22 protein-coding genes and 1 riboswitch are annotated in these 23,017 nt (G+C 57.1%); of the genes, 13 read left to right on the forward strand and 9 right to left on the reverse strand.

Going from position 1 to position 23,017, the window contains the following annotated elements; all coding sequences use genetic code 11:
• Nucleotides 1–2 precede the first annotated feature (2 nt).
• From ACWPM9_RS00885 to ACWPM9_RS00905, 5 genes are all read left to right on the forward strand, one after another.
• Complete coding sequence (locus tag ACWPM9_RS00885; protein WP_484756429.1) at nucleotides 3–1,829, forward strand: ABC-F family ATP-binding cassette domain-containing protein; 1,827 nt, start codon at nucleotides 3–5, stop codon at nucleotides 1,827–1,829.
• 66 nt (nucleotides 1,830–1,895) lie between these two features.
• Nucleotides 1,896–2,011: riboswitch (TPP riboswitch) on the forward strand.
• A 44-nt stretch (nucleotides 2,012–2,055) separates the two neighbouring features.
• Nucleotides 2,056–3,078, forward strand: a complete 1,023-nt coding sequence (thiB, locus tag ACWPM9_RS00890; RefSeq protein WP_484756430.1) for a thiamine ABC transporter substrate binding subunit — start codon at nucleotides 2,056–2,058, stop codon at nucleotides 3,076–3,078.
• Nucleotides 3,079–3,082: 4 nt separating this feature from the next.
• On the forward strand, nucleotides 3,083–4,720 hold the full coding sequence (gene thiP, locus ACWPM9_RS00895; RefSeq protein ID WP_484756431.1) for a thiamine/thiamine pyrophosphate ABC transporter permease: 1,638 nt from the start codon (nucleotides 3,083–3,085) through the stop codon (nucleotides 4,718–4,720).
• Entirely contained in the window at nucleotides 4,713–5,432 is a 720-nt protein-coding gene (locus ACWPM9_RS00900) for a thiamine ABC transporter ATP-binding protein (protein WP_484756432.1), read from the forward strand. The genes thiP and ACWPM9_RS00900 overlap by 8 nt, the downstream gene beginning before the upstream one ends.
• A gap of 269 nt (nucleotides 5,433–5,701) precedes the next feature.
• A complete protein-coding gene (locus tag ACWPM9_RS00905; RefSeq protein WP_428188456.1) occupies nucleotides 5,702–7,210 on the forward strand; it encodes a M48 family metalloprotease in 1,509 nt (502 codons plus the stop codon).
• Between the two features lie 17 nt (nucleotides 7,211–7,227).
• On the opposite strand, the gene ACWPM9_RS00910 is transcribed toward ACWPM9_RS00905, so the two are convergent.
• The 5 genes from ACWPM9_RS00910 to ACWPM9_RS00930 all read right to left on the reverse strand — a co-directional run bounded on the left by ACWPM9_RS00910 (nucleotide 7,228) and on the right by ACWPM9_RS00930 (nucleotide 11,420).
• Complete coding sequence (locus ACWPM9_RS00910) at nucleotides 7,228–8,085, reverse strand: RNA polymerase factor sigma-32 (protein ID WP_484756433.1); 858 nt, start codon at nucleotides 8,083–8,085, stop codon at nucleotides 7,228–7,230.
• 251 nt (nucleotides 8,086–8,336) lie between these two features.
• The gene (gene lpxE, locus ACWPM9_RS00915; protein WP_484756434.1) at nucleotides 8,337–9,083 is read right to left on the reverse strand and encodes a lipid A 1-phosphatase LpxE; all 747 of its coding nucleotides are present in this window, start codon (nucleotides 9,081–9,083) and stop codon (nucleotides 8,337–8,339) included.
• 62 nt (nucleotides 9,084–9,145) lie between these two features.
• Entirely contained in the window at nucleotides 9,146–10,258 is a 1,113-nt protein-coding gene (leuB, locus tag ACWPM9_RS00920; protein ID WP_428188459.1) for a 3-isopropylmalate dehydrogenase, read from the reverse strand.
• 172 nt (nucleotides 10,259–10,430) lie between these two features.
• Entirely contained in the window at nucleotides 10,431–11,036 is a 606-nt protein-coding gene (gene leuD / locus ACWPM9_RS00925) for a 3-isopropylmalate dehydratase small subunit (RefSeq protein ID WP_484756435.1), read from the reverse strand.
• A gap of 147 nt (nucleotides 11,037–11,183) precedes the next feature.
• Nucleotides 11,184–11,420 (reverse strand): hypothetical protein, encoded by a 237-nt coding sequence (locus ACWPM9_RS00930; protein WP_484756436.1) that lies wholly within the window; start codon nucleotides 11,418–11,420, stop codon nucleotides 11,184–11,186.
• Between the two features lie 112 nt (nucleotides 11,421–11,532).
• On the opposite strand from ACWPM9_RS00930, the gene ACWPM9_RS00935 reads away from it, so the two are divergent.
• The 3 genes from ACWPM9_RS00935 to ACWPM9_RS00945 all read left to right on the forward strand — a co-directional run bounded on the left by ACWPM9_RS00935 (nucleotide 11,533) and on the right by ACWPM9_RS00945 (nucleotide 13,202).
• Nucleotides 11,533–12,441 carry an HpcH/HpaI aldolase/citrate lyase family protein gene (locus ACWPM9_RS00935; protein WP_484756437.1) on the forward strand — a complete coding sequence of 303 codons (909 nt, stop codon included), beginning with the start codon at nucleotides 11,533–11,535 and terminating at the stop codon, nucleotides 12,439–12,441.
• The gene (locus ACWPM9_RS00940; protein ID WP_428188463.1) at nucleotides 12,438–12,644 is read left to right on the forward strand and encodes a DUF1737 domain-containing protein; all 207 of its coding nucleotides are present in this window, start codon (nucleotides 12,438–12,440) and stop codon (nucleotides 12,642–12,644) included. Before ACWPM9_RS00935 ends, ACWPM9_RS00940 begins: the two co-directional genes overlap by 4 nt.
• Before the next feature lie 135 nt (nucleotides 12,645–12,779).
• Nucleotides 12,780–13,202, forward strand: a complete 423-nt coding sequence (locus tag ACWPM9_RS00945) for a GlcG/HbpS family heme-binding protein (protein WP_484756438.1) — start codon at nucleotides 12,780–12,782, stop codon at nucleotides 13,200–13,202.
• Between the two features lie 40 nt (nucleotides 13,203–13,242).
• On the opposite strand, the gene ACWPM9_RS00950 is transcribed toward ACWPM9_RS00945, so the two are convergent.
• Entirely contained in the window at nucleotides 13,243–13,683 is a 441-nt protein-coding gene (locus tag ACWPM9_RS00950) for a metallopeptidase family protein (protein ID WP_428188465.1), read from the reverse strand.
• Nucleotides 13,684–13,840: 157 nt separating this feature from the next.
• Between ACWPM9_RS00950 and ACWPM9_RS00955 the strand changes: the two genes are divergently transcribed.
• The 5 genes from ACWPM9_RS00955 to bfr all read left to right on the forward strand — a co-directional run bounded on the left by ACWPM9_RS00955 (nucleotide 13,841) and on the right by bfr (nucleotide 20,697).
• Complete coding sequence (locus ACWPM9_RS00955; RefSeq protein WP_484756439.1) at nucleotides 13,841–14,758, forward strand: ImuA family protein; 918 nt, start codon at nucleotides 13,841–13,843, stop codon at nucleotides 14,756–14,758.
• A gap of 40 nt (nucleotides 14,759–14,798) precedes the next feature.
• Nucleotides 14,799–16,211, forward strand: a complete 1,413-nt coding sequence (locus tag ACWPM9_RS00960; RefSeq protein ID WP_428188533.1) for a Y-family DNA polymerase — start codon at nucleotides 14,799–14,801, stop codon at nucleotides 16,209–16,211.
• Entirely contained in the window at nucleotides 16,208–19,540 is a 3,333-nt protein-coding gene (locus ACWPM9_RS00965) for an error-prone DNA polymerase (protein WP_484756440.1), read from the forward strand. Before ACWPM9_RS00960 ends, ACWPM9_RS00965 begins: the two co-directional genes overlap by 4 nt.
• Nucleotides 19,541–19,766: 226 nt before the next feature.
• Nucleotides 19,767–19,964 carry a hypothetical protein gene (locus ACWPM9_RS00970; RefSeq protein ID WP_428188468.1) on the forward strand — a complete coding sequence of 66 codons (198 nt, stop codon included), beginning with the start codon at nucleotides 19,767–19,769 and terminating at the stop codon, nucleotides 19,962–19,964.
• A gap of 247 nt (nucleotides 19,965–20,211) precedes the next feature.
• Nucleotides 20,212–20,697, forward strand: a complete 486-nt coding sequence (bfr, locus tag ACWPM9_RS00975) for a bacterioferritin (protein ID WP_484756441.1) — start codon at nucleotides 20,212–20,214, stop codon at nucleotides 20,695–20,697.
• A gap of 73 nt (nucleotides 20,698–20,770) precedes the next feature.
• Here the strand turns inward: bfr and ACWPM9_RS00980 are convergent, their stop codons facing one another.
• From ACWPM9_RS00980 to ACWPM9_RS00990, 3 genes are all read right to left on the reverse strand, one after another.
• Nucleotides 20,771–21,166 (reverse strand): DoxX family protein, encoded by a 396-nt coding sequence (locus tag ACWPM9_RS00980; protein WP_428188470.1) that lies wholly within the window; start codon nucleotides 21,164–21,166, stop codon nucleotides 20,771–20,773.
• A gap of 100 nt (nucleotides 21,167–21,266) precedes the next feature.
• Nucleotides 21,267–21,788, reverse strand: coding sequence for an RNA pyrophosphohydrolase (locus tag ACWPM9_RS00985; RefSeq protein WP_428188471.1), 522 nt, complete (start codon nucleotides 21,786–21,788; stop codon nucleotides 21,267–21,269).
• 14 nt (nucleotides 21,789–21,802) lie between these two features.
• Complete coding sequence (locus ACWPM9_RS00990; protein WP_484756442.1) at nucleotides 21,803–22,996, reverse strand: divergent polysaccharide deacetylase family protein; 1,194 nt, start codon at nucleotides 22,994–22,996, stop codon at nucleotides 21,803–21,805.
• Between the last annotated feature and the right edge of the window lie 21 nt (nucleotides 22,997–23,017).

The following is a 23,017-nucleotide window of genomic DNA, read 5'->3' on the forward strand; positions in this document are numbered from 1 at the left end:
CCTTGGCGCCTCCCATTTTGAAACTCGACGACATCAAGCTTTCCTTTGGCGGTACGCCATTGCTCGACGGCGCAAATCTGCAGGTAGAACCGGGCGACCGGATTTGTCTCGTGGGGCGAAACGGCTCCGGCAAGTCGACGCTGATGAAGATTGCCGCCGGCATGGTGGAGTCACAGTCGGGCGAGGTGTTTAGGCATCCGTCTTCGACGATCCGCTATCTGGAGCAGGCTCCGGATTTCGGCGGATATACCACCGTTCAGGCATATGCAGAATCGGGGCTTGGCCCCGGAGACGATGCCTATCGGGTCACTTATCTGCTGGAACATCTGGGATTGACCGGCGAGGAAGATCCTACGCGATTGTCGGGTGGGGAGGCGCGGCGTGCGGCGCTTGCGCGCGTATTGGCGCCGGAACCCGATATTCTTCTCCTGGATGAGCCGACCAACCATCTGGACCTTCCGACAATCGAGTGGCTGGAAGCCGAGCTTGCTTCTTCGCGCAGTGCCCTCGTGCTGATCTCGCATGACCGTCGTTTTCTCGAGAAAGTCTCCAATGCCACCGTCTGGCTCGACCGGGGTCTTTCACGTCGTCTCGACCGTGGCTTCGGTTTCTTCGAGGAATGGCGCGACAAGGTGCTGGAAGAAGAAGAGATCGAGCAGCACAAGCTTGGCAAGGCCATCGAACGCGAAGAGCACTGGCTACGCTATGGTGTAACGGCGCGGCGCAAGCGCAATATGCGTCGCCTTGGCAACCTGCAGCAGTTGCGCTCCGATTATCGCGGTCATAAGGGTCCTCAGGGCACAATCCAGGCCAATATCACCGAGGGCAAGGATAGCGGCAAGCTGGTAATCGAGGCGGAGCGAATTACCAAGGCCTATGGCGAGCGGACCATTGTGTCGCCGTTTTCGCTGCGCGTGCATCGTGGGGATTGCATTGGCTTCGTTGGTCCAAATGGTGCCGGCAAGACGACGCTGTTGAAAATGCTGACCGGTGAGCTCGCTCCGGACGAGGGGACGGTCAAGCTCGGTACCAATCTGGATATCGCCACGCTTGATCAGAAACGTGAGGATCTGAACCTCAATGACACGCTTGCCCACTATCTGACCGATGGTCGCGGCGATAACCTGCTGGTTAACGGCGAGCAGAAGCATGTGACTGGCTATATGAAAGACTTCCTCTTTCAGCCGGAGCAGGCGAGAACGCCGATCAAGAACCTGTCTGGTGGCGAGCGCGCCCGGCTGATGCTGGCACGGATCATGGCCAGGCCATCTAACCTTCTGATCCTCGACGAACCGACCAACGATCTCGACATCGAGACGTTGGACCTGCTGCAGGAGATCGTGGCAGGATATAGCGGCACTGTCATTCTCGTCAGCCATGATCGTGACTTTCTCGATCGAACCGTGACCTCCACCATTGCGCCTGCCAATCCAGAAGACCCCGACGGACGCTGGATCGAATATGCCGGTGGGTATTCCGACATGATGGCGCAGCGCAAGGGCGCCGAGGACGAGCGCCGCAAGGTTGAGAAGGCCGAAAAGGCAAAGGCGAGCGGGTCTCAGAGTTCGTCGGTTTCCGGCCAGAAGAACAAGGTCAAGCTGTCCTTCAAGCAGAAGTTCGCGCTCGAGAACCTGCCGAAGGAAATGAAAAAGGCCGAACAGGAAATTGCCGCCTGCGAGGCCAAGATGGCTGATCCGAACCTCTTCACCAAGGATCCGGCGACTTTCAACAAGCTCGCCGCCGAGATGGAAAAACTGCGGGCGGATGTGGCACGCTGGGAAGAGGAATGGCTGGAGCTTGAAATGCTGCGCGAGGAACTCGAGGGCTGACCCTCAACCTTGCGAATTGATATTCGCGCCGGCTTGCAAGGCCGGTGCCTGCACGCTATGTCTCTATTCGCTCTAACGGGGTGCCTTTTGTTGCATTCAACAGATGGCTGAGAGGCGTTTAACGCCAACCCGCGGAACCTGATCCGGTTAACACCGGCGGAGGGATTAGAAGCGTCGTGCAAAGCCGCGCCCTATCCCGATTTTGTTCAAACAGAGGAGGGGCGATATGCCAATCTTTCCACATTCGACCATTCGCAGCGCAGTGGCTGCTGCTGTAGCATTTGCAACCTTTCCGGCGCCCTCTGCGTTTGCGCAGGACAAGACCCTGACGGTCTACACCTATGAGAGTTTCATTTCCGAATGGGGTCCAGGGCCGAAGGTCAAGGACGCGTTTGAGGCTAACTGCGACTGCACTGTGAAATTCGTCGGTGTGGCCGATGGTGTGGCGCTTTTGAACCGGCTGAAACTCGAGGGCGAGGGCAGTGATGCCGATATCGTTCTGGGTCTCGATACCAACCTTGTCAGCGAGGCCAAGCAGACCGGGCTTTTCGAAGCCCATGGTATCGATACATCTGTTGTGCATGTGCCCGGGGGCTTCAGCGATGATGTTTTCATACCCTACGACTACGGGCATTTTGCCGTCGTCTACGATAGCGAAGCTATCAAAATGCCGCCCGCCAGTATGAAGGAATTGATTGAGGGCGATCCGAACCAGAAGATTGCCATCGAGGATCCGCGCACATCCACACCGGGTCTGGGGCTTCTGCTCTGGATCAAGTCGATCTATGGCGATGAGGCACCGGCCGCCTGGGAAAAGCTGAAGGGTCGTGTCCTGACGGTCACGCCCGGCTGGTCTGAAGCCTATGGCCTTTTCACAAAGGGTGAAGCGCCGATGGTGTTTTCATACACGACGTCTCCGGCCTACCACATGATTGCAGAGAACACAGATCGCTATAAGGCCGCGGAGTTTTCGGAAGGACACTATATCCAGATCGAAGTGGCCGGAATGATGAAGACTGCCCATGACAAGGATCTCGCGCGCGAATTCCTCTCCTTCATGATGAGTTCCGGCTTTCAGGATACGATCCCGACCAATAACTGGATGATGCCGGCGGCCGCGACTTCCGAGCCGTTGCCGGATGCCTTCAAGACGCTCGTTCATCCAAAGACGACGTTTCTGATGGATCCCGATGAGGTCGAGACGAACCGCAAGGCCTGGATCGACGAGTGGTTGAAGGCGATGAACTGAACCTATGCTGAGCCGTCGCGAAAAGATGAATCGAATTGTCGGCGGGGCCATTGGCCTCGCCGCGATCTTTTCGTTTATCGGTATCGCTGTCGGCTCTCTTCTCGGGTTGAAGTCGCAGGATGGGGCTGCGGATTTCTTCAGTGACCCGGTTCTGCTTCCCGCGCTTGGCTTCACGCTCTGGCAATCCCTGCTTTCCACCTTTCTCTCGCTGGCTTTCGGCATCCCGGTGGCGATGGCTTTCGCTCGTCGTCGACAGTTCCCGGGCAGACAGTGGTTGGTGCGCCTGATGGCGGTTCCCATGGGGCTGCCGGTTTTGATCGGCGCGTTGGGCCTTCTCGGTATCTGGGGCCGAACCGGGTTGATTAATGATGTACTTGGCCTGATCGGATTTGGTCAGCCCTTCAGCATCTATGGTCTGAGTGGAATTTTGCTCGCTCATGTCTTCTTCAATATGCCGCTCGCCGTCCGGCTGCTGCTTGTCGGACTTGAGCGGGTTCCGGGAGAATACTGGCTGATGGCGGGCGAGCTTGGCATGAAGCCGCATGCCGTTTTCCGTTTTATTGAATGGCCGGCTATCAGGCGTGTGTTGCCCGGTGCGGCTGGCCTCATCTTCATGCTGTGTGCAACCAGCTTTACGCTGGTGCTGATGCTGGGCGGCGGACCGGCGGCCACGACGATCGAGGTCGCCATCTATCAGTCCCTTCGCTTCGATTTCGACCCCGGACGCGCGGTGTCGCTTGCCTTTCTGCAGATCCTTCTCACGGCATCCATCCTGGGCGTCATGGCTCTGTTTCCAGCACCTGCTGACTTCAACGCAGATAGCGGTAGGATCAAGTGCCGATTCGATGGTGCCGGCATTGGCGCGCGGTTCTATGACGGCCTTTTCATTGCTGTTGCCGGGCTCTATCTCTGCCTTCCGCTTCTCTCCATCGTGGTGTCGGGCCTTCGCGCGGATCTAGGCCGGCTTTTGAGCGAGCGGGCAGTCATCAATGCGACACTGACCAGTCTTGCCGTTTCCATCTGCGCCGGCCTCATGTCTGTTCTGCTCTCCGTGTTCCTGATCCGGGCCATGTTGGCTCTTCGCACACGACGCGTTTCGATGACCGCGCGCGGCTTCTCCGGCCTGCTGTCGTCTACATCCTCGCTTGTATTGCTGGTTCCAACCGTTGTTCTGGCAACCGGCTGGTTCATGGTTTTAAGGGCATTCGGTGATGTTGCCCGCTATGCCCCGGTGATTGTGGTGGGTATCAATGCTTTGATGGCGCTACCCTTTGCCATGCGGGTGCTATTGCCCGCGTTCGAAAGCCATACCCGAGGAACGGGACGCCTGGCGGCAAGTCTCGGGATCAGCGGTTGGGCGCGGATGCGGCGGATCGATTTCCCCATCCTCTGGCGTCCTTTGGCCATGGCGCTTTCCTTTGCGATGGCTTTGTCGCTCGGCGACCTTGGTGCTGTGGCATTGTTCGGCTCGGAAAACCTGACGACGCTTCCATGGCTGGTTTATAGCCGTCTCGGCAGTTACCGAACCGCAGATGCCGATGGTCTCGCTTTGCTGCTGGGTTTGGTTTGCCTGGCGCTGACCATTGCGGGCACGGCAGGCTCGCATTCGAACAATCGCAGAGAGGCTTTGCTTCGTGGCTGACATCAAGGGAAACAGCATTGGTCTCAAGGATATCGGACTGCAGCTTGGACAGCATTCGTTTGCATTCGACTGCGAGGCACCGGGAGGTTGTGTGACGGTTATTGCGGGACCATCTGGCTCCGGCAAGTCGACACTCTTGAACCTTGTCGCCGGCTTCGAGCAGCCCGATCAGGGGCAGGTATTGATTGCAGGTGTAGATGTCACGCGGATTCATCCGTCCGATCGACCGGTCTCGCTGGTGTTTCAGGACAACAATCTTTTCGGCCATCTGGATCTCTTCACCAATGTCGGGCTTGGCATCGATCCTTCTTTGCGGCTGAGTGCATCAGATAAGGTTGCAGTCTCCTCTGCTCTCGAGCGGGTGGGGCTTGGCGGTTTCGAGAAACGTCGTCCACCGACACTGTCGGGTGGTGAGCGGCAGCGTGCGGCATTTGCCCGGGCGCTGGTGCGTCGCAAGCCTGTGTTGCTGCTGGATGAGCCCTTTGCCGCGCTCGATCCAGGTCTCAGATCGGACATGGCAGAGTTGTTGCTCGATCTGCATAGAGAGACTGGCAATACCGTTCTGATCGTCAGCCATGACCCGAAGGAAGTGGCCAATATTGGCGACCATGTTCTCTTTGTCGATGAGGGAAAGGTCGCGCTTAGTGCCTCTATTGACGAATTTATGGCGCATGACATTCTACCGGTCGTGAAGCGATTCCTCGGACACTGATCTGGCTGGCGTTTGTTACGCCTTATTTTGGACGTTAGCGAGTGGCATTGGCAGCTCGGGAGCGGGCGCTCAGTCTGCATTTTTGTGTTTTCTTATCCACGTCACTATATTAAATCCGATGCGGCTTTATTCTTCTCCGAAAGTTTATACTAAAAGAGGCGCGAATCCGGTTGGGTTACTGCGTGTGCTGATCCGCGGCAAGACGGACCAATAGGGCGCAACAGTGTTTGATATCGCGAATTCAAGGTGAACCGGAAAAGATGCGGGCCATGAAGGGACATAGCGGTTACGCCGCACAGACCGTATTTGGGAACGGTCGGGTCTTGGGACGCTGTGCGGCTCTGGGCGTCTTGCTTCTTGCGTCCAGTTGCCAGTCTATTTTCGATCAATCCTATCAGTCGAGTATCGGCCCGTCGTCGTCTCCGCAAATCGTGGAAGAGGTGCAAAAGGGTGACCCGCGGGCGCAGATGGGTGCACGCGAACATCCGCGCATCGTGGCAAGCTATGGCGGTGAGTATCACGATGAGAAAACCGAAAGACTGGTTGCCCGCATTGCCGGTGCTTTGACAGCGGTCTCGGAAAACCCGGCGCAGTCCTATCGCATCACGATCCTCAACTCGCCGGCGATCAACGCCTTTGCGCTGCCCGGCGGTTATCTCTATGTGACGCGCGGCCTTCTGGCGCTTGCAAACGATGCGTCTGAGGTGGCAGCAGTCCTTTCCCACGAAATGGCGCATGTAACCGCCAATCACGGTATTGAGCGGCAGCGCCGCGAAGAGGCCGAGGTGATTGCAAGCCGTGTTGTGGCTGAAGTTCTGTCCAGTGACCTGGCAGGCAAGCAGGCATTGGCTCGCGGCAAATTGCGTCTTGCGGCCTTCTCCAGACAGCAGGAGCTGCAGGCCGATCTGATTGGTGTGAGAACGCTGGGCGAGGCGGGATATGATCCGTATGCCGCAGCGCGTTTCCTGGATTCCATGGCAAATTACAGCCATTTCACATCCGTTGATCCCGATACCGACCAGAGCCTCGACTTCTTGTCTAGCCACCCCAATGCCCCGCAGCGCGTGGAACTCGCGCGGCGGCATGCGCGTGCTTTTGGTGCTGAGGGGACCTATGGGGAGACCGGGCGCGACTATTATCTCGCCGGTATAGACGGATTGCTCTATGGCGACAGTCCACAGGAAGGCTATGTCCGCGGTCAGACCTTCCTGCACGGCAAGCTGGGTATTCGCTTCGAGGTTCCGGATGGTTTTCAGATCGACAACAAGGTCGAGGCTGTACTGGCAACGGGTGCTGGCGAGGTTGCAATCCGGTTTGACGGGGTCGCAGACAGCGAGCGCCGTAGCCTTACCAATTATATCTCCAGCGGTTGGGTCACCGGACTTATTCCGGATTCGATCCGGTCAATTCGCGTCAATGGACTGGAGGCAGCTCAGGCGCGGGCGTCCGCTGAACGCTGGGATTTCGATGTGACCGTGATCCGGATCGGATCGCAAATCTTCCGTTTCCTGACGGCCGTGCCAAAAGGTAGCCCATTGCTTGAGCCAACGGCCAACAAGTTGCGGGAGAGCTTTCGGCGCATCACGTCCAGCGAGGCTGCGTCTCTTAAGCCATTGCGCATCAGGATCGTCACGGTGAGGTCTGGCGACACACTTGCGTCGCTGTCCGGCAGAATGATGGGCACCGAGCGCAAGCTTGAGCTTTTCCGGCTGATCAACGCGATGAGTGCGGGCGATGTGCCGCAACCCGGTAGCCGCGTGAAGATCATTACAGACTGATAGCAGTTTGCGAATCGTTATGCTTCGATCCGCTCCGGGGTCTTGGCCAATAAAGCGGCTTTGAGTTTTTCCATTGCGCGCGTTTCGATCTGCCTCACTCTTTCCTTCGAGATGCCGAATTCCGCACCCAGTTCTTCCAGCGTTGCACCGTCTTCAGACAGGCGGCGCAGGCGGATGATACGGCATTCGCGCTCGTTGAGTTCGTGCAACGCCGATTGCAGCCAGTCGTGCCAGCGCTCACCGTCTATGACCTGCGTGACCAGTTCATCCGGCAGAATGTCCTCGCTGGCGAGCATATCCAGACGTTCGGTCTTCTGATCATCGTTCGATACGGGTGCCTGAAGCGATGTGTCATTGGCGGATAACCGCGCATCCATCACTTGCACATCGGAGAGGCTGACACCGAGAGCGACCGCGATTTCCTGATGAATGGCCTGATCTGTCAGCCGTTTGTCGCCCTGTGCGAGTTTTGCGCGCAAGCGGCGTAAATTGAAGAACAGGGCTTTTTGCGAAGAGCTGGTGCCACCGCGCACGATTGACCAGTTTCGCAGGATATAGTCCTGCATGGAGGCGCGAATCCACCAACCGGCATAGGTTGAAAAGCGCACTTCGCGCTCGGGTTCAAAGCGGGCCGCTGCTTCCAGAAGACCGATATAGCCCTCCTGGATGAGGTCGCTCAAGGGAAGGCCGAAGCCGCGGAATTTGGAAGCCATGGCAATGACAAGGCGCATGTGGGCATGGGCGATCTTATCGCGTGCGGCGCTGTCTTGGCTGTTCTTCCATCGAAGCGCCAACTGCCGTTCTTCTTCTCTTTCAAGATAAGGTGCGCTTTGAGCAGCCCTGAACAGCTGTTTTTCAGCGGAAAGCAATTTCATGCGGGCCTCCATCGTCAATGTTAGCCTTGGGCACCACTTTGCCGGTGTCGCAAGTATGGGCAGTTCGCCTTGTATGTCTTCCAGCAGTCTTTCTGGAACTACGCGGGAACGAGGAGTGTGGATCAGTCCCACGAGAAAATATCGTATCGCCAATCTACGCGGTCGATTGTGCGCAACGAAATCTATGACGATTGGACCGCCGCACCATCACCGAATTGTTCAAGCGTTTGTTTTGTTCCCGGGACGGGAATTTATTGTTTGGGGAAGAGTTCTCGACGGATGACCGGTATGCCGTTTTTGTCCAGCCTGAAGGCAAGCTGATAACGGGAAAAGATGACTGCGGTCGCAAATGTGAACCACCCGCCCCATGCGAGACCGGCAATGACGTCGCTTGGATAATGGGCGCCTACGATCACCCTTGTCATGCCAAGCCAGACGGCCAGCACGAAGAACAGAATGCGATATCGCGGCACGCAGAGCGCAAGGATCATGAAAATAGCGCCGACCGTGGTGGAATGCCCGGAAGGGAAGCTTTCAAACCGGCTACTGCCGTGCAACGGCGAAAAGCCGTAAATGCCCCAGTCATCGAAATTCTTGGGGCGGGCTCTGCCGATCGCGCGCTTGAGGATATTGGCGGACAGACCGGAAAGTGCCACGCTTAAGAATACAAACGCGGCCAGATGGGCGGAGGCCAGATAGTGGATGCGCTTGTGGATGCTGGCCTTGTTTTTGGCCGCCAGCATGAAAATGGCAAACAGGATGGCGGAGGAGATGAGGCTCCAGCCAGATTTTCCAAAATCGGTTAGAAAACCACCCATGCTGTTTACAAAGGCGAGAATCTGCCCGGAACCAGCGACCGCTGCGCCATCGAAAACCAGATTGGCGATGAGAACGAGGTTGACGATGATGAAAAGACATTGCTTCCAGTAAAGCGACGGAAAAGGCTCGCTGTTGCGGTCCCTGCGTCGTTCAAGCCATGTCTTCAGATGTTTCATCATCTCTCTCTTTGTGATGCTTCGGTCCGCGTCTCTTTCAACGCGGACCGTAACGGCGAGTGGTATCAGGCAGACAGCGCCTTGAATTCCTCAAGGATTGCATCGCCCATCTCTTGTGTGCCGACCTGCTTGCAGCCTTCTGCCATGATGTCGCCGGTGCGGATGCCCTTTTCAAGGACATTGGCGATGGCCTTTTCGAGGTTGTTGGCCTCGTCGATCATGTTGAAAGAATAGCGCAGGCACATGGCAAAGGACGCGATCATTGCGATCGGGTTGGCAATGCCCTGCCCGGCAATGTCCGGTGCCGAGCCATGGACGGGCTCATACATGGCCTTGCGCTGGCCGGTCTTGCCATCCGGTGCGCCGAGCGACGCCGAGGGCAGCATGCCAAGCGAACCGGTAAGCATGGCGGCAACGTCGGACAGCATGTCACCGAACAGGTTGTCGGTCACGATCACGTCAAATTGCTTGGGCGCGCGGACAAGCTGCATGCCACCGGCGTCTGCCAGCATGTGCTCAAGCTTGACGTCGGCAAAGCGGGCCTTGTGGGTTTCTGTCACGACCTGGTTCCACAGAACGCCGGATTTCATGACATTGCGTTTTTCCATCGAGCAGACAGTGTTTTTACGCGTGCGGGCCAGTTCGAACGCGACGGCGGAGATGCGCTCGATTTCGTAGGTGTCGTAAACCTGGGTGTCGATGGCGCGCTTCTGGCCGTTGCCGAGATCGGTAATTGTCTTCGGTTCGCCGAAGTAGACGCCGCCCGTCAATTCACGGACAATCAGGATGTCCAGGCCTTCGACGAGTTCCGGCTTCAGTGACGAGGCGGCCGCCAGTGCCGGGTAGCAGATGGCCGGGCGCAAATTGGCAAACAGTTCCAGGTCCTTGCGCAGGCGCAGCAGGCCGGCTTCGGGGCGAACGTCGTAGGGAACGCTATCCCATTTGGGGCCGCCGACAGCACCAAACAGAACGGCATCGGCCGCCAGTGCCTTTTCCATGTCCGCGTCCGAGATCGCTGCACCATGGGCGTCATAGGCGGATCCGCCAACCAGACCTTCATCGGTCTTGAAACCGGCAGACATGTTGTCGTTCATATAGGTCACGAACTTGCGGACCTCGGCCATGGTTTCCTGGCCGATGCCGTCGCCAGGCAGAAGGAAAAGCGTGCGCACTGTCATTTAGAAATCCCTCACAATCAAGAAGTTGCCGCGTTGTATCGGGCCGAACTGGGCATTTCAAGCGCGAGAGCAATCAGAACGGTACGCATTGAAGTCGTCTGGTTGCCCCGCTTGAAAACAAAAATGGGCCGGTCTGAGCCGGCCCATTTCGAACACTTCTGCCAAACTTGCATCAGGCCCAGGGATGGGCGCTTGCATTTTTCTGTTCGAAGGTTGCGATGCTCGACGATTTTTCCAGGGTCAGGCCAATGTCATCAAGGCCGTTCAGCATGCAGTGGCGCTTGAAGGCATCGATTTCGAATTTGATGGAGCCGCCATCCGGTCCGGTGATTTCCTGGGATTCGAGATCGACGGTCAGAACAGCGTTGGAGCCGCGGCTTGCATCGTCCATCAGCTTGTCGAGTTCATCCTGGCTGACCACGATCGGCAGAATGCCGTTCTTGAAACAGTTATTGTAGAAGATGTCGGCAAAAGACGTGGAGATCACACAGCGGATACCAAAATCAAGAAGCGCCCAGGGCGCATGCTCGCGCGAAGAACCGCAGCCGAAATTATCTCCGGCGACAATGATCTTTGCGTTCTGGTAAGCTGGCTTGTTGAGAATGAAATCCGGATTCAACGAGCCGTCATCGTGATAGCGTGCTTCCGCAAACAGGCCAGTGCCAAGGCCAGTGCGCTTGATCGTCTTCAGATAATCTTTCGGGATGATCATGTCGGTGTCGACGTTGACGACCGGGAGCGGAGCTGCAACGCCGCTGAGCTTAGTGAACTTTTCCATCAGACCCTGCCTAAGGTTTTTGCTTCAAGGCTTTTGCAAAGCCAATAGAGCAAAACTGCCCTGAAATGAAGGTCTTTATTGCTCGCAACGGTACGGCGGCAGTTCGAAACGTGCCGCCGATATGCGGAATATTCAGCAGAGAGGATTTCAGAGGTCGATGATCTTACCGCGACCGTCATCCCAAACACGCATATTGTCATGATTGCGTCTGTTCGCTCGAACACGCACAGGTTCCGGTTTGACGCGTGTGGCAACCATGCGGGCAATCAGAGATGCCGTGAGGACGGCGCCCACGAGCAGTGTCAGTGACATCGTGAAGACTGCAGCTGCAGCGAGAATGGCGATGCCGCCGATAGCGAATGCGATGGAACGAAGGCTTTGCATGTTCGGATTCCTTTCTGCACAGTCCAAGGTGGGCCTTCTCCTGCTTTAATGCAAGGGGCTTGAATGCCGCATTGCCTTGCAAGCCGGGTTAAAGCTTGGCAGAACCTTCATCATGACCAGTTCTGCAGCTCAATTTTCCGTGACACTGCGCCGATCGGTGCTGAGTGTCCCCGCCATCAACCTTCGCGCGCTTGAAAAGAGCCGTATGCTTGATTGTGATTCGGTCATTTTCGACCTCGAAGATTCCGTGGCTCATGACAAGAAGGCTGAGGCCCGCGACAATCTGCGGCAGTTCTTCGCGCAAGGTCGCCTGGAAGGACGCGAATGCATCATTCGGGTGAATTCCAATGATGGCGGTTTTTTCGCCGAGGACATGGCGGTGGTTGTGGCCTGTCGACCAGATGCGGTGTTGTTGCCAAAGGTTGATGAGCCCGAAGACCTGCAGCGGGTGGCTGATGTGTTTTCGGATGCGGATTTGCCGGGGGGGTGCAAGATCTGGGCGATGATGGAAACGCCGCGCGGAATTTTGAACGCGGCGGCGATTGCGAAATATGGACGCTCGTCCGGTGGCAGGCTTGAAGCGTTCGTGGTCGGTCTCAACGATTTGCGCAAGGATACAGGCGTTCTGCCGGAGCCTGGGCGTATATTTCTTGTGCCATGGCTGATGCAGGTCGTTTTGGCAGCCCGTGCTTACGGGATTGATGTGATCGACAGCGTTTCCAATGATTTTCGCGATCTCGACAGCTTTGGCGCAGAATGTGCGCAAGGCAGGGCGATGGGGTTTGACGGAAAGATGCTGATCCATCCGGCGCAGATCGACGCTGCCAACCGGCATTTCGGTTTTTCCGACGAGGCAGTGGCTGAGGCGAAAGCCATTGTCTCTGCTTTTCAGGAGGAAGGTGCCGACGGGCTCAATGTGATCAATATGGACGGGCGCATGGTGGAGCGGCTCCATCTGGTGCAGGCTGAAAAACTGCTGGCGAAAGCTGCACTCGCCGAACAACGAAAGAAACAGGCATGAAACTTTACCGATTTCTCACTGGTCCGGATGATGCATCCTTTTGCCACCGGGTGACGGACGCCTTGAACAAAGGCTGGGAGCTGCATGGTTCGCCGCAGCATACCTTCAATGCAGCCGAGAACCGGCTCTATTGCGGTCAGGCCGTGACAAAGACGGTGGATGGCAAGGACTACGATCCGAGCATGAAGCTTGGCGAGCAATAAGACCTGAACCGGCTTGCGGCACAGGTGTTGTTCCACAAAAGTCCATTGTGCCAAGGCTTGAACTGAGAAAAGTTGTCCCGGCGAGTGATTGCTCGCCGGAGGCTTCGTTTCCGCGCGTTATTCAGGAGATTTCCCATGTTGACAATCAAGCGGCTCGATCAGGCCGAAGCCCAGATGCTCATTGCCGGTGCGCGGCAGAAGGCAAAGGAGATCGGCGTGCCCATGTGCATTGCCGTGACGGACGAAGCCGGGCAGTTGATTGCATTCGAGCGCATGGATGGCGGCAAGGTGACGAGCACGACGATTGCTATCGACAAGGCCTTCACCGCTGCAGCTGCCAAGAAGGCCACTCACGAATACGGCGCGGCAAGCCAGCCAGGCAATCCGACCTTCGGCATTCACTCGGCCATCGGCGGACGGCTGATGGTCGTCGGCGGCGGTTTGCCTGTTGTCGTTGACGGTGACGTTGTGGGAGGCATCGGCTTGAGTTCTGGAACACCCGCGCAGGATATGGAATGCGCCCAAGCCGGCATAGACCATCTCCTGTTACAGCTTTAAAGCTGATATCTGCTGCTCATAAAGCAGGTCGAAAAGCCGCTCAGCTGTCTGTGGCGGCTTCCTCGGCACTTTCTTCGATACGTTCCATGTCGTCATCGGAGAGGCCGAAATGGTGGCCGATCTCGTGGATCAGCACATGGGTGATAATATCACCTAAGGTTTCCTCGTTTTCCGCCCAGTAATCGAGAATCGGACGGCGATAGATCCAGATCTTATTTGGCAGATCACCCGTATCCAGGGTGAAGCGCTCGGACACGCCGCGCCCTTCGAAAAGGCCGAGCAGATCAAACGGCGTTTCCAGCGCCATGTCCTCGAACACGTCGTCGGTTGGAAAATCCGCAATCTCGATGGTCAGATCCTTGGTTAGCGCACGGAATTCTTCCGGCAGATGGCTATAGGCCTCCAGCGCCAGCGATTCAAAAATGCTGATCGTGGGAGCATGACGTTCATGCCAATCTGCGGTGTGGTCGATGCGGGCCATCAAATCTCCTTTGGGTCCTCCATATAGGCATTTTACCCCAGGTTTTCGAGAGAGAAACGGAGCGAGGAATATTTTCTCAAGAATCTTGGTTGACTCTTTTAGCGAGCTCTGGAATCCATAGGAACATATAGTGAACATATAGACAGGAGTAATCGCCATGGCCGGCAATGCCATGCCGCGAGAAAGGCTTTTTACGCTTCGTGAAACCATTGCCCGGATTGAGGGCAAGTCGGTTCATGCTGCCCGGGAAGCTGCCTTCAACGCTGAACATGCAAGCCGTGCTGACGAGGTCGGCGGGCTTGATGAAAATGGTGCGGAATTTTCTGATCTCGTTGGCGACATGACAATGACCGGCTCCAGCTTTCTGGAGGTCCGAAGCGGCCGGCTGGCGGATGCGGGTACGGCAAGCGGGTTTGCGCTTGCTCTGGCACTCAGCCGCAATGGTCATGACGCGCAGTCGAGGCGTCGCCTTCTTATGATTGCCGGTCCCTATGTGGTGCGAGAGGCTGGTATGGCCTATGCGCCCGGGCTTTTCGATTTCGGTGCTGGGTTCGGCGAAGTCGTCCATGCCATGCCGCGGCGGATCGAGGACGCGCTTTGGCTCGCGGATACCGCGCTTTCCTGCAAGGCCTTTTCTGCCGTCATTCTTGAAGTCGACGGTAATCCCAAAAAGCTGGGCCTGACCGAGAGCCGGCGCTTCAGCCTCAAGACGCGGGATTTTGGCAGCTGTCTCATCCTGTTGCGGCAGGGCGGGGAAGAAGAGGCTTCCAGTGCTGCGACGCGGGTGAAAGTGGCACCGGCACCTTCTGCAGCGCGCATTTTCGCCGGCATGCCGATCCCCGCCGCCAACAGCATCGGCAATCCCGTTTTTCGTGTGTCGGTGGAAAAGAGCCGAACCGCGACATCTTCCGATTTTCTGCTGGAATGGAACCGCCATGACCGTCGCCTTCTCACCCTCGCTTGCCCTTCCGATCAACGATCGCCGTATCCTGTCACTCAGTTTTCCGCGCCTTCCAACGGACAGGATCGCCCGCAAGAAATGGGGGCGCTCCTGGCGTTCGACCGGGCGTCCTGAGCATCCGCCGATCGTTTGTGCCGATCGCAGCGGCAATACGGTGCAGCTGACTTCCGTCGATGACGAGGGCCGTGCCATGGGATTGCGGATCGGACAGGGATTGGCCGAGGCGAGGGCCATTTGTCCTGAACTGGATGTGATCGAGAAGGATCACATTCAAGACCAAAATTTGCTGGAGGCCTTGGCGGACTGGTGCGACCGTTATACCCCGCTGGTTGCGATGGACGGCATGCAGGGGCTCTTTCTGGATATCACCGGTTGCGCGCATCTTTTCGGCGGGGAAAGCGCCATGCTTCGGGATGTGCTGGATCGGCTTTACCGGCTTGGCTTCGACGTCAGGGGCGCCATTTCGTCCTCGCCGGGACTTTCCTGGGCCTTGGCCCGCTTCGATGACGGACAGATCGTAAGGGAGAGCGAAGCGGCGCCCGTGCTTTCGCCGCTGCCGGTTTCATCTTTGCGCCTCGAAGAGTCGACGGTTGCTCTGCTCATTCGGCTTGGGCTGAAACAGGTCGGAGATCTCATGGCTTTGCCAAGGGCGCCGCTGGCCCGGCGTTTCGGCGCTCTTGTCCTGCTGCGGCTCGATCAGGCGCTCGGGCGCGTCAATGAACCGATTTCTCCGCGTCGGCCTCTGGCCATGTTGTCGGTCGAGCGGCAGCTGTCCGAGCCGATCCGGGATCAGGACATGGTGCTCGACCTCGTGGCGCAGTTGGCCATGAATGTGAAAGGCAGGCTGGAGGAACGGGGTGAGGGCGCACGACTGTTCGAGCTTTTGCTCTTTCGTGTCGATGGCCGTGTTTTCCGGATCGAAGTCGGGACTTCGGCGCCCATGCGCGATGCCAAGCGCATCGCCTCGCTTTATACCGAACGGCTCAATGTGCTGAATGATGATCTCGACGCCGGCTACGGTTTCGAGCTTGTGCGCCTGAACCTGATGGCCAGCGAACCGTGGCAGGAGGTATCTGCGCAATTGTCAGCGGATCAGGGCAATATGGCGGATCCGCTACCGGAATTCCTCGACCGCGTCACGGCGCGGCTGGGCAATGATTGCCTGCGTCTGCCGCTTTCCATTGGCCGGCACTGGCCTGAGCGGGCTGCGATGATGGCGCCGCTTTCAGACGGTATTCCATCTGATCTGGCCGCTGCGTGTCCGCCGGCAAGAGGGGAGCGGCCATTGCGGCTTTTTACCCGACCGGAACCCGTCGAGGTCACAGCCGAAGTGCCGCATGGGCCGCCACTCAGCTTTCAATGGCGCAGGCTCGGTCATCGTGTGGCCCGGGCTGAAGGACCGGAACGGCTGACGCCGGAATGGTGGATCGATGGGGAGGAGGCGCAAACACGCGACTATTATCGCGTCGAAGACAGCCAGGGACGCCGCTTCTGGCTTTTTCGGCAGGGGCTCTATGAGCGCGGGAGCGGACATCCCGGCTGGTTCATGCATGGGATCTTCGCATGAGTGATCCGGTATTCTACGAGATCGGTGCGCAGAGCAATTTTTCCTTCCTGCATGGCGCCTCGCATCCCGAAGAGATGATCAATGCTGCGCAGAAGGCAGGTATCGCCGGTCTTGGTCTTGCGGACCGTAATACCGTGGCAGGGGTGGTGCGCATGCATGCCGTGGCAAAGGCCAGAGACTTTCCTTTCTGTCCGGGTGCAAGGCTGGTTTTTTCCGATGGGACGCCGGAGATCCTCGCCTATCCCATGAACCGTCGCGGCTGGGGCAACCTTTGCCGTCTTTTGAGCGCCGGCAATCTGAGGTCTGAAAAAGGGATTTGCACCCTTCGGGAAGGCGATCTTCTTGAATGGGGGCATGAGCTTCTGCTGGTCATTCTTCCTCCGGTGTCGATCGACGCAGAAACCGCGGATGACTTCACTGCCCGTCTCAAAGATCTGGCTATCTCCTTCAAAGGTCGACTCCATCTTGCGCTGGTGTCGTGCTTCGATGGGATTGATAGTGCCAAACTGGCATGGACCGAGATGGTTAGCCGGCGAACGAGCATCCCGCTAATTGCCACCAATCTACCGGTATATCATCAGCCTGAGCGGCAGCCTCTTGCCGATGTGGTGACGTCCATTCGCGAGCATGTGCCGATTGCGGAGGCCGGGTTTCGACTGGCGGCCAACGCCGAACGCCATCTGAAGTCGCCACGGGATATGGCTCATCTCATGCGGAATTACCCTGATGCCGTTGCCGCGACAAAGACCTTCTTCAAGCGGTTGTCGTTTTCGCTGGACGAACTCAGTCATCAATATCCGGACGAGAGCGTGAATGGTGAGACGCCCTACAAGGCATTGCGCCGGCTTGTCGACGAAGGTGTGCGGCGGCGGTTTCCTAGCGGTTTGCCGGACAAGGTTGCAGGGCTTCTGGAATACGAACTCGAACTCATCTCGGCCAAGCGTTACGAGCCTTATTTCCTGACGGTCTACCGGATCGTTACTTATGCGCGCAGCAAGGGGATCCTGTGTCAGGGGCGCGGGTCTGCTGCCAATTCTGCCGTTTGCTATTGTCTCGGCATTACGGAGGTTAATCCGGAAAAGACCACGCTTCTCTTTGATCGTTTCATTTCGACGGAACGTGATGAGCCGCCGGATATCGATGTCGATTTCGAGCATGAAAAGCGGCAGGAGGTTATCCAGTTCATCTACGAGGCTTATGGTCGTGAACATGCGGCCTTGACCGCTGCAGTCATCTGCTACCGGGCGCGTTCTGCCGGTCGCGAGGTGGCCAAGGCCTTCGGTCTCTCCGAAGATGTGCAGTCCGCCCTGTCGAGCACGATCTGGGGCTGGTGGACGAAGACCTATGGCGAGGAGCAGGTCAAGGCTGCCGGGTTGGCGCCCACCGATCCAACCACCCAACGCGTGATGAAATATGCCGGCACGCTTCAGGGATTTCCCCGGCATCTGTCGCAGCATGTCGGCGGCTTCGTGATCACCCGCGACCGGTTGGACGAGGTGGTGCCGATCATGAATACGGCGGATGGCCGCTATATGATCGAATGGGACAAGGACGACCTGGATACCCTCAAGATCCTGAAGATCGATATTCTGGCGCTGGGCATGCTGACATGTCTGGCACGGGCAATCACATTGCTTGAGCAGCATTACGGCATGAAGACCACGCTCGCCGGTATCATGGAAGATCAGCGGGATGAGGTCTACGACATGATCTGCCGGGCCGATACGGTTGGGGTATTTCAGATCGAAAGCCGGGCGCAAATGAGCATGCTGCCTCGGCTGCGACCGCGCGTCTTCTACGATCTGGTGATCGAGGTCGCGATCGTCCGTCCAGGACCGATCCAGGGTAATATGGTCCATCCTTACCTGAAGCGCCGTCAGGAATGGCGGGATCACGGGCGGGTGCCGACTTATCCAAAGGATGAACTCATCCCGGTCCTGCAGCGGACGCTCGGTGTTCCGCTGTTTCAGGAACAGGCAATGCAGATTGCCATTACGGCTGCGGGATTTTCACCCGCCGAAGCGGATCGGTTACGCAGAGCCATGGCGACTTTCCGGCGTACCGGGCAGGTCAGTCATTTCCAGAAGCGCATGGTCGAGGGCATGGTGGCGCGGGGGTATGAGCGCGAATTTGCCGAGCGATGTTTCAGTCAGGTGGAGGGGTTTGGTGAATACGGGTTTCCCGAAAGCCATGCTGCCTCCTTCGCCCTGCTCGTTTATGTGTCCTGCTGGTTCAAGGCCCTTTATCCGGACGTCTTCTGTGCCGCGATCCTGAACTCTCAACCCATGGGCTTCTATCCGCCAAGCCAGTTGGTGCGCGATGCCCGGGAACATGGCGTCGAGGTGTTGCCGGTGGATGTCAATCATTCCAAGTGGGATAGTGTTCTGGAACCGGTTGGGCCTCGTGCCGGCGATGGTATCAGGCTTGATCGGATAGAGCCCAAACACAAGCAGATGATCGGTGTGATGAAAACGCGTTATGCGGTGCGCCTCGGGCTTTCGCTGGTCAAAGGATTGTCGAAGACGGAGGCCGACCGTCTCGTTTGTGCGAGAAAGACGGACTATCAAACGGTGCGCGACCTATGGCGGCGGGCCGATCTGGATCGCTCTGCCATGGAAAAGCTTGCCGATGCCGATGCCTTCCGTTCGGCGGGTCTTGATCGCCGTGCTGCACTTTGGGAGGTCAAGGCGCTTGACGTGGGGCGGGCTGCACAAACCTTGCCTCTGTTCGAGCGAATGGTGCCGGAAGGGGAGATCGGGCAGGAGGCCAAGGTGTCGCTGCCGGAGATGCCGGCAAGCGAGCATGTGATCAACGATTATAGGGCGCTTACCCTTTCGCTCAAGGGGCACCCTGTTTCCTTCCTACGGGAGGTGCTTCAGCGTCTCAAGGTCACCCCGAACCGGGATCTTGAGACCCGTCGCAATGGCGCAAAGGTGACCGTGGCTGGTCTGGTGCTGGTTCGCCAGAGGCCAGGCTCGGCCAAAGGGGTCATCTTCATGACGCTTGAGGATGAGACCGGGGTTTCCAATATCATCGTCTGGCAAAACGTATTCGGTGCCTATCGCTCCGTTGTGATGGGCGCCCGATTGGTAAAGGTTCATGGCAAACTGCAACATCAGGATGGCGTCATCCATGTGGTGGCATCCCATTTCGAGGATATGACACCGGCTTTGGGTCTGCTCAAACGGGAGGAAAATCGCTTTGCTGTGAATGTTCGGGCTGATGAGGCGTTGAGGCCAACGGTTGATCAAAGGGAGAAAAAGGCGGCGCGAAACCAGGTTTTGCAGGATATGTCCGGTGCGCTCCCCAAGGGACGCAATTTTCATTGAAGGCTGCGATCGCCCTGAACGGGGTGGCCTCGTGCGGATTTTTACTTGACAGTAATCATCCTCTTTAGCAAAAAGGAGACATTGAAAGTCATATTTGGCAAGCGTGACACCAATGCTCGTATGCAGCTGTAATTTCATCACTGAAAATGAAATCCGGGAGGTTATCAATGACCTCCTGAATGAGGACTGTTGGCAGCTCATCGTTCCTGCCAAGGTTTATCACCGCATGAGCAAGCGCGGGCGCTGTTGCGGCTGCTTCCCCAATGTGGTCGATCTGATTATCAGCACCACAAAAGCCTATCATGACGCGCGGGAGACCGATGGCGATGTGGTGGTCGACTTTATCGAGCGGCTTCGCCGGTTCCATGAAGAGCAGCACCGGGAACTTGCCGAGCGGCGTAATCGGGTCTCACAGGTGGCCTGACGCCAGCGCGTCATTCGACGAATTTCATCATTATTTCCGCCATGGTTTAGCGCAATGGGATGCAGATCGCCCACCGTTGCGGCTTTCCATATGAGGCGAGCGAATGGTGGATAATGTGTGATTGCATTCCCCCCTTACGCATTCCAGTATACAAGAAATTCACCGAGACCTAATTTGCATTAGGCGATACTAATTAGTCCTTCAATGTAAGGACGGCGATAAAAGACTTGAGAGAAGGGATACCCCGATGAAGGGCGATAAAAAAGTTATTGAACGGCTCAACGAAGCACTGTTTCTAGAGCTTGGTGCGGTCAACCAGTACTGGCTGCATTACCGTCTTCTGGAAGACTGGGGCTATACCAAGCTCGCAAAGAAGGAAAAGGCCGAATCCATCGAAGAAATGCAGCATGCCGACAAGCTGGTCGCGCGCATCATCTTCCTGGAAGGCCATCCAAACCTGCAGACGATCTCGCCGCTCCGTATCGGACAGAACGTCAAGGAAGTGCTCGAGGCGGATCTGGCCGGGGAATACGATGCCCGCACTTCCTACAAGAAATCCCGCGAAATCTGTTCCGAGCAGGGCGATTACATCAGCATGAAGCTTTTCGAAGAACTGCTGGGCGACGAGGAAGGCCATATCGACTTCCTCGAAACGCAACTCGAACTTCTGGAGAAACTTGGCGAGGGCGCATATGGCCAGCTCAACTCGGATTCTGCAGACGTAGTCGAATAAACGTCGTCGCTGATTTCAAAGAAGGCCACGCGCAGGATCCTGCGCGTGGCCTTTCTATTTATGAAACGATGGATCAGGACTTGCCGCGAGCAGCGTCGATGCTCCAGGGGCCGGGGCCTGCGAAGACGAGATAGAGAAAAAAGAAGCAGTACAGGATGGCTGCATCGCCGCCATTCAAGACCGGGTAAAAGCTGCTCGGTGCGTGGGCCATGAAATAGGCGAAGGCCATGGTACCCGAGGCCAGGAAAGCCGCTGGGCGGGTGAATAGTCCAAGCGCAATCAATGCGCCGCCGATCAGCTCAATGACACCTGCAATCCATGGAAGGGACATGGCTGGCGGATGCATGTCGCTTGCGGGAAAGCCCAGGAGCTTGGCCGAACCATGGGCCAGGAAAATGAGGCCGGCAACGATACGCACGATGCTGAGAACGCGGGGAGCCCAAGGCTTGAGGGCCGATGCAGAATACATGGATAATTCCTTCATTTGATAAAGAACATGCGTCTCTATCAGCCAGATTGATCCATGTCCCTTATGCGCTGTTCAGAATTTCGTGAATATTAATATCGACTTAAGCAATGCTGGACAGGTGGGCAAATTCAGACACGACCTCATCATAGACGGCACGTTTGAATGGAACGATCAGGTCCGGCAGTTCCTGCATTGGCTTCCATTCCCACAGGTCGAATTCGGCTTCATGCCCGCCTGGTGGCGGATTAATGGCGATCTCGCTGTCGTCACCTTCAAAGCGAAAGGCAAACCAGCGCTGGGTTTGCCCGCGATATTTTCCCTTGAGGCCGATGCCGATCATGTCGCTTGGAAGATCGTAGTTGATCCATCGATCTGCCTCAGCCAGCAGTGTGACGGATTTCATGCCTGTCTCTTCATAAAGCTCACGCAAGGCTGCCGGCAGCGGCTCTTCGCCCTTGTCGATGCCACCCTGGGGCATTTGCCAAAGCTTTGGCGAGCCATCATATTCCGAGTTGCCTTCGGGGATCCGCCGTCCGGCCCAGACAAGCCCTTGTCTGTTCAGCACCATGATGCCCACGCAGGGCCTGTAGGGCAGATCTTCGGCGCGCAATTTAGTCTTCATTGTTGTCTCCTTGATTAGGGCCGCCCTTCGGTCGCCACCGCCGACACCCCGACAATTTCAATCCCGCGTCGCTCTGCTTCCTCACTCCACTCGCGCACTGCATCGACAGTTTCGTCGAAGGCAGAGCCTACCCCGATGGCTGTGCCTTCGCGTCGCGCTATGTTTTCAAGTTCATCCAGCCGCTTTAAAATCGCCGTTCTGTCGAGTTGCTGGTCGATCTGCAGGTCGGCAAAGGCGTGGGGTTCGTTCAGTGCCTTGGCATATTCACCGGTGAGGGAACTGGCCGAGGAACCGTCATCGAGGAAAAGCAGGCCTCGACCGGCAATATCGCGCATGATGGGTTCAAGTGCATCCGCATCGGACAGAAACTTGCCGCCCATGTAGTTCATGACGCCGGTATAATTCGTGATCGACGCCATTGCCTGATGGAGATTGTCGAGGTTGTCGTTCGCAGAGGCTGTCGTCAAAAGTGTCCCACGACCTGGATCATTGGCCGGATAATCGAAGGGTTCGAAGGGCACTTGCAGAAGTATTTCGTGTCCACCTTGCCGGGCTGCCTGCATCCAGCGCTGAAGGCTGTTTCCGGCCGAGGCGAAGGCCAGTGTGATCTCTGGCGGCAACACGCGGATTGCATTCTGACTGCCGGTCTGGCTCAGTCCCATGCCGCCAATGACAATGGCAATGCGAGCTCCGCGCGCGCCCGACCATGGTCGGGCATATTGATCAACCGGGCGCGTACCATCGGCACCAACGGTTGGTATTCCACCGTAAACGCTGTCTTCCAACAGGTCTTCATTGGGCATCGTCGCTATGCGCGGATCCTGACCGACTCGGGGTGTGTCGATCAATACGGGTCCATCGGTTGGCCTTGAAAGCGGGCTGAACTTGGTGACAGTGCTGCCGTCGGGAAGGGTCTGCCGCTCCACGTTTGCGCCCGATGTCGGCCTGTTGGACTGAAGGTTTCCGGACGCCTGAGATTTTTGCGTCAATATGCTGGAGCCTGATGCGGCATCAGTGTGAAGAAGCGGCTTCTCTTCACCGTCAATGCTGCCTGTCAGAGCAAGTGGTGTGATTGCGCTATACGTTGAGAAGCCGACAATCACAACTGCGGTCAGGTAACCGAATAACGGCAAAAGCCGACCGCGAAGCGGCCGGCGTTTGGATTTACCCCGGGTCTGACCCAAAGGCGTATGCAAGTCAGGGCTCAAATTTCGTCCGTCCCGATTGCT

It is taken from the genome of Agrobacterium sp. H141 (genome assembly GCF_057158725.1).